The sequence below is a fragment of the Nonomuraea sp. NPDC049784 genome (assembly GCF_040659615.1).
GTDB lineage: Bacteria > Actinomycetota > Actinomycetes > Streptosporangiales > Streptosporangiaceae > Nonomuraea.
On record NZ_JBFAMX010000384.1, the window covers coordinates 1 to 9,778 of the forward strand.

Consider the following 9,778-nt stretch of genomic DNA (forward strand, 5'->3'; position numbering starts at 1 on the left):
ATCCTCCATACGGAGCAGACGCTGCGACTCCTCCTCGGTCAACTTGAAGACCGGGATACCGGTAGCGGTCGCCAGAACCTCGGCGATCAGCTCCTGGGTGACCTCGGCCACGACGTCCATGTCGCCGGCCTTCCACTCCTTCTCCCGCCGCTCGCGCTTGAGCTGGAGCTGCTTCTCCTGGTCGCGGAGGGCAGCGGCCTTCTCGAAGTCCTGCGCGTCGATCGCGGACTCCTTGTCGCGGCGGACGTTGGCGATCTTCTCGTCGTATTCGCGCAGGTCCGGCGGAGCGGTCATCCTGCGGATGCGCATCCGGGAACCGGCCTCGTCGATGAGGTCGATCGCCTTGTCGGGAAGGTAGCGGTCGCTGATGTAGCGGTCGGCCAGCTGCGCGGCGGCCACCAGCGCGTCGTCGGTGATGGACACGCGGTGGTGCGCCTCGTAGCGGTCGCGCAGACCCTTGAGGATCTCGATCGTGTGGCTGAGCGAGGGCTCGGCCACCTGGATCGGCTGGAAGCGGCGCTCCAGCGCGGCGTCCTTCTCGAGGTACTTGCGGTATTCGTCGAGCGTGGTCGCGCCGATCGTCTGCAGCTCGCCGCGCGCCAGCATCGGCTTGAGAATGCTGGCCGCGTCGATCGCGCCCTCAGCCGCGCCCGCGCCCACGAGCGTGTGCAGCTCGTCGATGAACAGGATGATGTCCCCGCGCGTACGGATCTCCTTGAGCACCTTCTTCAGACGCTCTTCGAAATCACCGCGGTAACGGGAACCGGCCACCAGAGCACCGAGGTCAAGCGTGTACAGCTGCTTGTCCTTCAGCGTCTCGGGCACCTCACCCCTGACGATCTTCTGCGACAGACCCTCGACGACGGCGGTCTTGCCGACACCGGGCTCGCCGATCAGAACCGGGTTGTTCTTGGTCCTCCGCGAGAGGACCTGCATGACCCGCTCGATCTCCTTCTCACGGCCGATCACCGGATCCAGCTTGCCCTCACGGGCCGCCTGGGTCAGGTTGCGGCCGAACTGGTCGAGCACCAGGGAGGTCGAGGGGGCCGACTCCTGCGGACCACCCGCCGCGGCCGGCTCCTTGCCCTGGTAACCGTGGAGCAACTGGATGACCTGCTGCCTCACACGGTTGAGATCAGCTCCAAGCTTGACCAGCACCTGGGCGGCCACACCTTCACCCTCGCGGATGAGCCCGAGCAGGATGTGCTCGGTGCCGATGTAGTTGTGGCCCAGCTGCAAAGCCTCACGGAGCGACAGCTCGAGGACCTTCTTGGCCCGCGGGGTGAACGGAATGTGCCCCGACGGAGCCGACTGGCCCTGGCCGATGATCTCCTCGACCTGCTGGCGCACACCCTCAAGGCTGATGCCGAGGCTCTCCAGAGCCTTGGCGGCCACGCCCTCACCTTCATGGATCAAGCCAAGAAGAATGTGCTCAGTGCCGATGTAGTTGTGGTTGAGCATCCTGGCCTCTTCTTGGGCCAGGACGACAACACGCCTCGCTCGGTCGGTGAACCTCTCGAACATCTCGTCGCTCCTCACAGAGCGGTCAGTCAGGCCGGTAAATCCGGTCCCGTCATCCCGCATGCTAGCCCTGGCTCGGCGAACCGTGCCCACTGCCGCTGACACGCTCTATAGCAGAGACGTTCCCCGAGAGCAGGGCGTTCACCCTCCATCCAACTACTGTTCGGGGGTGACGTGTTCCCGATACGCCGCAAGCGAACGATGTTTAAGACGCTTCTCGGAAGCGTCGAAAAATTGCCCTCGCGACGCATACGGACCCACACGGATCGGCCATCGGACGCGCCGGAGCGGAGTAGGCGTTGGGGACCGCCCCTTCGCCCGCACATCTCAGATGCCGCGTCCGTATCGTTACGCAATCATCCTATGTACGGGAGGCCCCCCCGTCCAAACGGCCGTGCTACGCCCTGAGCACAACGCGGCACGGACCGCACACCGCGGGAATCACGCCATCTGGTCAGCCCGGTTACCGAGTTCATCTCGCATCATGAGATCAATCCTGCCCCGAGACGCCACATTCGCCGCACTTCTGTGCGCCCGAGATGGCAGGGCATTGTGCGCACATGCCGGGGAACGGGGTTTGTGCGAGCCATGCTCGGGTTAGCAGGTTTACCCGCCGCCGGGAGCCGGCAGGGCCGCCGGTATTGCCCGGAGCCGTCCATCCCGCCGGTCGCGGGTTTACTTACAGTAGCGGTGCCCGGTTTACGTTCGGAGAGATCATCGCTATAGACGCGACCGTGGTCGGAGATCGCCTTCAGGCGACTTCCGGCTATACGTCACCGTGATTTACGGCGATGGCGCGTTCCATGAACGTGGCGCCCACTCGTGACGTACGGCCGCGAACGTACGTTGAATGAGGTATAGCCCCGTGACTGACTTTTCGGGAGCAGCACGGGGCGTAACCACATATGCGGGCGCCCGCCGGTGAAACGGCGCCGGCCCATGGACCGGCACACCCGACCAAAACGCCCGCATATGTACGACGTGGAAGATCGCCATCCGGGCACGCGGCATTCGAGAACCGGCCCCAGATACGATCATGCGCTTATGGCGGCCGCCGGGGTCCTAGGCGAACGGCATAAGCGCATGGTCGATAGGCGACTCGCTCAGTGAGCCGCCTCATACTTCTCGACGACCGTGGAGGCGATCCGCCCGCGCTCGCTGACCGGCAGGCCGTGAGCCTTGGCCCACTGCCGGATCTCGGAGCTCTTCTCGCGGCTCATCGCCCGGCTGCCGCCGCGACCGCGGCGACGCGTGGAGACTGCGCCCGCCCTGCGCGCGTGCTGCACGAAAGGCGTGAGTGCGTCCCTCAGCTTCTTCGCGTTAAGGTCGCTGAGGTCAATCTCATAGGACGAGCCGTCAATAGCGAAGCTGACCGTCTCATTGGCCTCGCCCCCATCGAGGTCATCGATGAGAATCTCCTGGATCTGCTTGGCCATGTACGCAATCCTTTCGCGGAGCATTGTTTCATTCGCCTGCCCAAACATATACCCGGAAAGGCGCGGAGACAATTCAGCGCTGCGGGGATTCGGCTGACTGGCCGATCAGTTCTGGCTCCTCGGCCTGATCCTCACGGTTTCGGCGACCTCCGAGGACCTCGGATCGGACCAACTTCACTACGCCAAAGATGAAGGCGCCGCCCACCACCACCGGGGGGATGAGCGCTGACAATACGTCTGTAAGGGCTTCCATTCGTCCTCGCCTCCACGGCTAGCGGGGTTTCGGGGGCGCATTATATGGATGGGAGCGCGACCAGGAGGGGCACCGGGACCCTCGTGACGCACAAGGTGTCTACCACCCAGACACGACCATAGCGGCGCACAGATGCCCCACGCGTCGCGGGGGCGCCAACATCCGGCAGCCCGGACGCCCCATAGCCTAATGCCAGTCTCTCCAGACTCCTTACCGGATCAAGGGAAAATTTTGAGAATTGGCATCCCGCCTGGGGCGGATGGCTCACTGAAGATCTTTTACGACGCGCGTTCCAGCTAGTCTGTCGTGCGGCCCCCGCTCCAGGGGCTTGTCGATCAGGATGAGCAAGCCCACACAGAACAGGAGCATTCCGGCGAGCAGATTGACCACGGGAATGCCCATCAGCATGACAGGCCCCGGATAGAGCAGGGACCGTTTGAGCAGCGCGCCGGACGGAACATCGTCCGGGGCCAGGCGAATCCTCATGATCGCCTTCCCGAACGTCCTGCCGCGCCTGGAATGGGCCCACCAGTCGTAGCCCACATAACCCAGCCCTGCGGCGAGCCACGCGAACACACCGGGCAGTCGGCCGTCGAACACCTCCAGCATGCCTACAGTTCGGAAGATGCCCCATAGCGCGATGAACAGAATGTAATAGAACACCCCGAAGACGAGCGCTTCAATCGCTCGGGCGGCGAGCCGTTCCCACCATTCCGCGGGCAGCGCGTCCGCCCACGACGGCGACCCGGCCATAACTCCCACCTCGCGTCATCAGCGACCCAGGCCCCCATTTTGGTACGCCCCCCGCACACAAAACAGGGGCCGGCACGAAGCCGACCCCTGCTTTTACCTGTCGCGTGAACTACTTGATCTTCACCACTACGGTCTTCGCGAACTTGTCGGCGAACGTCTGCTGCAGCGGCTTGTCCCACAGCTGCGAGGCAGCGTTCAGACCCGTGCCGATGACGCCGAACAGCGGGCCAATGATCGGGATGACGCCGAGGAAGTACCAGCCCCAGGTGCCGGCCGCACGCTTGAGCGCCGCGTCGGTGGCCAGGCCGCCGGGCGGCATCCCGGCACCGACCGGCACGACCTTGATGCCCATGACCATCTTCCCAACCGTCTGGCCGTTCATCTTGGTCATGAAGAAGTCGTAGCCGACATACAGCAAGGCCAGGAGGAGATACTGAACGAGCGCAACCAGGAAGCCGCTCAGGATGCCGGTGGTAAGACCCGTGGCGGAGTCGTAGCCCACGGCGAGCAGGCCGACGACGATGCTGATCACCGTGTAGAGGATGCCGAAGATGACGCCGTCGATGATCCTCGCCACCAGGCGCTGCCACCACTCCGCCAGCGGGGCCGGCGCGCCGGGCGGCTGGACGCCCACCGGACCCGGCTGTCCGTAGGCCTGACCGTAGCCGGGCTGCCCGTACTGCTGCGGCTGCCCGTAAGCCTGGCCGTACTGCTGCTGGTCGCCGTACTGCTGGCCGTAGCCCGGCTGGGACTGCTGCTGACCGTACTGGGGCTGACCGTACTGCTGCTGGCCATAGTCCGGCTGGCCCGGCTGCTGCTGGCCGTACTGGGGCTGCTGACCGTACTGCTGCTGCCCGTAGTCCGGCTGCGACTGGGCCTGCTGACCGTAACCCTGCTGGCCATAGCCCTGCTGCCCGTAGTCCGACTGCGGCTGCTGGCCGTACTGAGGCTGCTGACCATAGTCCGGCTGCGACTGGGCCTGCTGCCCGTACTGCTGGCCCGAGGGCGGCTGCTGGCCGTAGCCCTGCTGCGGGTAACCGGGCTGCGACTGGGGCTGCTGGCCATAATCCTGCTGGCCGCCGTAACCCTGCTGGCCCGACTGCGGCTGCTGGCCGTACTGGGGCTGCTGGCCGTAGCCCTGCTGGCCCGGCTGCTGCTGGCCGTACTGGGGCTGCTGACCGTACTGCTGCTGCCCGTAGTCCGGCTGCGACTGGGCCTGCTGACCGTAGCCCTGCTGACCGTAGCCCTGCTGGCCGTAGCCGGGCTGGGACTGCGGCTGCTGGCCGTACTGGGGCTGCTGGCCGTATTGAGGCTGCTGCTGACCGTACTGCTGTTGCTGGCCGTACTGGGGCTGCTGGCCATACTGCTGTTGCTGGCCATAGCCCTGCTGGCCGTACTGGGGCTGCTGACCGTAGGCATCGTCCGCCCGGTAGCCGACCACAGTCACGTCGGGGTCGGGCTCGCCGGGGCGGCGACCCGCGTTCTGTTGACCGTATTCCGGAGTGCCGGCGGGATTGTCGCCGGATTCGTCCTGTGGATACGGCGGCTGTCCGGTGCTCACCGTGTCACCTCGCTTCGAGTGCGCATGTGGCACGTGTCAGGACACATGCCTGTGCTGCCCAACGTATCGACATAGGTATCAACAATCACCTTTCCATCTGGTCAAGGTCCGCGTCACCCGATGTCAGGTGGAGCAGCATGCGGGTGTTGCCCAGCGTGTTCGGCTTGACGTGTTCCAGGTCGAGGAACTCCGCCACACCCTCGTCATACGAGGCCAGCAGTTCGGCGTAGACCTCGGGTGAGACCGGTGTGCCCTGGATCGGGCGGAACCCGTGCCTCGCGAAGAAGTCGACCTCAAAAGTGAGACAAAATACACGTCGCAGACCCAGATCTTTAGCGTGCTGGATCAGCGCGGAGACAATCCGGTGGCCGACGCCCATCCCCCGGCACTCGGGGTCCACGGCCACCGTGCGGACCTCCGCGAGGTCCTCCCAGAGCACGTGGAGCGCGCCGCAGCCGACGACCTGCCCGCCTCGGTCGGCCACCCAGAACTCCTGTACGTCCTCGTACAGCGTCACAGTGGCCTTTTCCAGGAGCCGCGGGCCCGCGCCCGCGTAGGTGTCCACCAGGCGCCTGACCGCGCGCACGTCGGGCGTGCGGGCTCGCCGGACCACCACCGCGGTCTCGGGCGTTGTCAGTTCGGCCACCTGCTCCATGGCACTCCAGGGTACAGATCTCATTACGGCTCGGCCCTAACTCCCATGTCTCGGCCCATCCTGTTACATCCCGTGGCCAGATGAGCACGGAGCTTGCCCCCAGTCTCGTTTGCGCGAAAGGACGGACATAGAGGGCATAAGGTCTGTTCTGCACAGGTGATCACGAGATCACCTTGTGACCCTTCGGTTGTGAAACCTCTACAGACTTGGCAGTTCTGGTTGAGCACGAACCTGGAGTGCATTAGTGTCCAGCGACAATGTTCCCCGCGTGCCGCGCGGGAGACACGCTCAATTCCCGAAAGGGGAGCCGGGGATCCATCGGTGGCGACCTCCAGCGCCACCACAGGGGTGAGTCCGAGTCTCTCGGTAGGGCTGCTCCGGCCCGAACCCGTCAGCTAACCCGGTAGGCGTCCAAGAGAGGAGCTGGTTGGTGAAGCGCACGCGCAACGGTGGGGGGAAGTCGGCGGGCAAGCACGCCCGCCCTCCGGAACGGGCACGGCGCCCGCGCCACTTCGGTGTGGTGAGTCTCACAGTCGCCGCGCTGCTGTTCGCCATCCCCGTCGGTTCGGCGTCCGCGGACCCCAAGCCCTCGTTGAAGGAGCTCGCCAACCAGGCCCAGGAGCTGCACACCCAGATCGAGACGCTGACCGAGCAGTACAACGGCCAGCGGGAGAAGCTCAAGACGGCCAAGAAGGCCTCTGAGGTCGCGCAGAAGACGCTGACGAGCAGCGAGACGGATCTGGCCGCCAAGCGCGCGAAGGCCGCCCTGCTCGCCCAGAACGCCTACATCACGGGCGGCTTCACCAAGACTCTGGCGTTCGCGACCTCCGAAGATCCCGAGGAGTTCCTCAGCCGCGCCGCGACCTCGTACGCACTGGAGCAGGAGCAGGGCGAGGAGATCAACCAGCTCGCCAAGGCCATGGACGCCGCCGCCCGTGCCAAGGCAGGCGCCAAGGCGCGCATCGACGAGGTCCAGAAGATCGTCGACGACCTCCAGTCCAAGCGCGACAAGATCACCAAGCTGGTCACCAAGGTCGAGAGCAGCCTGTTCAAACGGGCCCTCGGCGAGGCGGGGCAGCCAGGCACGCGCGCCGTGCGGGTCAACCTGCCCATCGCGGGCAGCGGCAAGGCCGCAGAGGCCGCGCGGTGGGCGCTCACGCAGCAGCTCAAGCCGTACGTCTGGGGCGCCGAGGGCCCGAGCTCCTATGACTGCTCCGGGCTGGTCATGGCGGCGTACCAGCGGGTGGGCATCTCGCTACCGCACTACACCGGCGACCAGTGGACCGCGGGCAGGCACATCTCCCGCTCTGAGCTGCGGCCCGGCGACCTGGTGTTCTTCTACAGCGACCTGCACCACGTGGGCATCTACATCGGCGGAGGCATGATGGTGCACGCCCCGCAGACGGGCGACGTCGTACGGATCTCGGCACTCGGCAGGCGGCCCTTCGCCGGCGCGGTGCGCATCGCCGACTGAGACTTCCCGCAGCACTAGATCAGCTGGCGACGCGCGGCCCAGGCCACGGCCTCGATCGCCGTGGCGACGCCGATGCGGTCGCAGATGCCCCGTAATCTCCGGCGTACCGTGCGGCCGCTGATATCCAGACGTCTGCCCACCCGATCGACCGTGACTCCCCTTGCCAGCTCCGCCAGCAGCGCCAAATCAGCATGGCTTAGCTCAACGCCTTCAGTGAGCACATCCATCGGGAGCCCTCCCCCAACAGCAGAACTCGGACCTCACAGATGGGCCAAAGCCGCTCCTCGCAGACGGTAAACGCATCCTGGAAAGGTCGTCAAGCATGACAATCGCCGCACTTGACGAGCGCTATTGACATGATCCGTTATATATGACGCACTCGCGATATGTCAGAACGCCCAGCCTCGGATGAGTGATCTCATTGAGCCTTCCCATGTGCCATCAATGGGATCTTCGGACGTTGCCGATTTTGATCTGTTCGGCGCGGAGTTTCGGTGTGATCCATAAGCCGGTCATTGCCGTCTGAGCGTGCGATGCGCGATCTTCCGCTTGCGCGGCAGCCACCAATCGCTCGCTTCGTACGGCGCCGGCACTCCATTCGAGAGATCCAGGTCAAGCCGTTGAAATGGCAGGCAGGATCGACGTACTGGATTATTCGGAGCCGCATGCTCCGATTGGCCTACGGGTAATCGAGTGGCCGCTGCCGGACTGCTCGCGCCACCGCCCGGGGCCGGCGGCCCTGTTTCCGGGCGCGCGTACCCGGTGTCCGATATGGCGATCACGTCGGCGCTAGCAGGGCTTCGGGCGCTTGCGGCGCTGGAGGGGAACGCTCGCCGGCGGCCTTGACCCGATGCTGACAACTGCCCTCGTATCGGTAACCGGCGTGCCGGAAGGCAGCTTCGCGACCACTTTCTGTAAGGGGCTCGGTCAGGCGTTGGCGGCGTCGTAGCGGTCCCTGGCCGCCTCGACGTCCTCGATGTGCGTCTCCGCCCAGCTCTTGATCGCGCCCACCAGCGGCATCAGGCTCTCGCCCAGCGGGGTGAGCGCGTAGTCCACCCGTACGGGCACCGACGGAGTGAGCGTGCGCGAGACCAGGCCGTCGCGTTCCAGGCCGCGCAGGGTCTGGGTGAGCATCTTCTGGCTGACACCCGCGACGCGCCTGGCCAGGTCGCTGTAGCGGCGCGGCCCCTCCGCCAGCGCGCTGAGCAGAAGGGTGACCCACTTGTCACTGAGGCGGTCGAGGAGCTTCCTGGAGGGGCATTGGGCGAAGTACGCGTCGAACGCCTGCCTGGCCTCGTCACGCCGCTCCACCGCCGTCTTCGTGGCCACTTGTTCGCTCCTCCTCCTGGGTGGGTTACGCACTTCCAGGTGCCTACTTACCAGAAGAGAGTAACTCTTCCTACTCTCGTCGCCATGACGAACATGCGTGCACTCATTGGCGGCTCCGGCGCTCCTCGGCTGGTGGAGGTGCCGGTGCCTACCGCGGGGCCCGGACAGGTGCGGATCAAGGTGGCGGCGGCCGGGGTGAATCTGTTCGACCTCGCCGTGGCGGCTGGGACGCTCGCGGACCACGGCGTGGCCCGCAAGCTGGACTCGTACGGGCTCGGCTTCGACGCCGCCGGGACCGTCGACCAGGTGGGCGACGGGGTCTCGTTCCGCGTGGGCGAGGAGGTCATCGGGCTCGTGGCGCGCCTGGAGCTACCGGTCAAGGCGCAGGCCGAGTACGTGGTGGTCGACGCCTCGGCGGTGGCGCGGGCCCCACGCGGCTTCACGGCGGTGGAGGCGGCCACGATCCCGCTCAACGCGCTCACGGCCTGGCAGGCACTCGACCGCGCGGGCGTCGGCCCGGGCCGTACGCTGCTGGTCACGGGGGCGGCTGGAGCCGTCGGCGGCTACCTGGTCGAGCTGGCCACTCTGCGCGGAGCCCGAGTGGCGGCGGTCGCGGGTGCCGGGGACGAGGAGCTGGTCCGAGGGCTGGGGGCCGAGTGGTTCGTGCCCCGCGGCGACAATGTGGCCTCCTCCGTACGTGCCCTCGTCCCCGGGGGCGTGGACGCCGTCGTGGACGCGGCCGTGCTCGGTCTGGCTGCCTTGGACGCCGTGCGGGACGGCGGGGCCTTCGTCGCAC

9 protein-coding genes and 1 riboswitch are annotated in these 9,778 nt (G+C 66.1%); of the genes, 2 read left to right on the plus strand and 7 right to left on the minus strand.

Annotation, left to right across the window (positions count from 1 at the left end; all coding sequences use genetic code 11):
* The 5 genes from AB0J09_RS44100 to AB0J09_RS44120 all read right to left on the minus strand — a co-directional run.
* On the minus strand, positions 1-1,524 hold a 1,524-nt coding region (locus tag AB0J09_RS44100), incomplete at its 3' end, for a Clp protease N-terminal domain-containing protein (RefSeq protein WP_357862724.1).
* Positions 1,525-2,624: 1,100 nt separating this feature from the next.
* Positions 2,625-2,957, minus strand: coding sequence for an Lsr2 family protein (locus tag AB0J09_RS44105; RefSeq protein ID WP_090937978.1), 333 nt, complete (start codon positions 2,955-2,957; stop codon positions 2,625-2,627).
* A 517-nt stretch (positions 2,958-3,474) separates the two neighbouring features.
* Entirely contained in the window at positions 3,475-3,963 is a 489-nt protein-coding gene (locus tag AB0J09_RS44110; RefSeq protein WP_360705105.1) for an RDD family protein, read from the minus strand.
* Between the two features lie 109 nt (positions 3,964-4,072).
* Entirely contained in the window at positions 4,073-5,524 is a 1,452-nt protein-coding gene (locus AB0J09_RS44115; RefSeq protein WP_360705108.1) for an RDD family protein, read from the minus strand.
* A gap of 85 nt (positions 5,525-5,609) precedes the next feature.
* Positions 5,610-6,179: an amino-acid N-acetyltransferase gene (locus tag AB0J09_RS44120; RefSeq protein ID WP_360705111.1), complete on the minus strand. Its 570-nt coding sequence runs from the start codon at positions 6,177-6,179 to the stop codon at positions 5,610-5,612.
* 275 nt (positions 6,180-6,454) lie between these two features.
* Positions 6,455-6,604, plus strand: a riboswitch (cyclic di-AMP (ydaO/yuaA leader).
* A 5-nt stretch (positions 6,605-6,609) separates the two neighbouring features.
* On the opposite strand from AB0J09_RS44120, the gene AB0J09_RS44125 reads away from it, so the two are divergent.
* A complete protein-coding gene (locus AB0J09_RS44125) occupies positions 6,610-7,653 on the plus strand; it encodes an NlpC/P60 family protein (RefSeq protein WP_360705113.1) in 1,044 nt (347 codons plus the stop codon).
* 14 nt (positions 7,654-7,667) lie between these two features.
* Here the strand turns inward: AB0J09_RS44125 and AB0J09_RS44130 are convergent, their stop codons facing one another.
* Together AB0J09_RS44130 and AB0J09_RS44135 are read right to left on the minus strand one after the other, a co-directional pair.
* Positions 7,668-7,880, minus strand: a complete 213-nt coding sequence (locus AB0J09_RS44130) for a LuxR C-terminal-related transcriptional regulator (protein WP_132597751.1) — start codon at positions 7,878-7,880, stop codon at positions 7,668-7,670.
* Between the two features lie 700 nt (positions 7,881-8,580).
* A complete protein-coding gene (locus AB0J09_RS44135) occupies positions 8,581-8,982 on the minus strand; it encodes a helix-turn-helix domain-containing protein (RefSeq protein ID WP_360705116.1) in 402 nt (133 codons plus the stop codon).
* 84 nt (positions 8,983-9,066) lie between these two features.
* Here AB0J09_RS44135 and AB0J09_RS44140 point away from each other — a divergent pair.
* On the plus strand, positions 9,067-9,778 hold a 712-nt coding region (locus tag AB0J09_RS44140), incomplete at its 3' end, for an alcohol dehydrogenase catalytic domain-containing protein (RefSeq protein WP_360705119.1).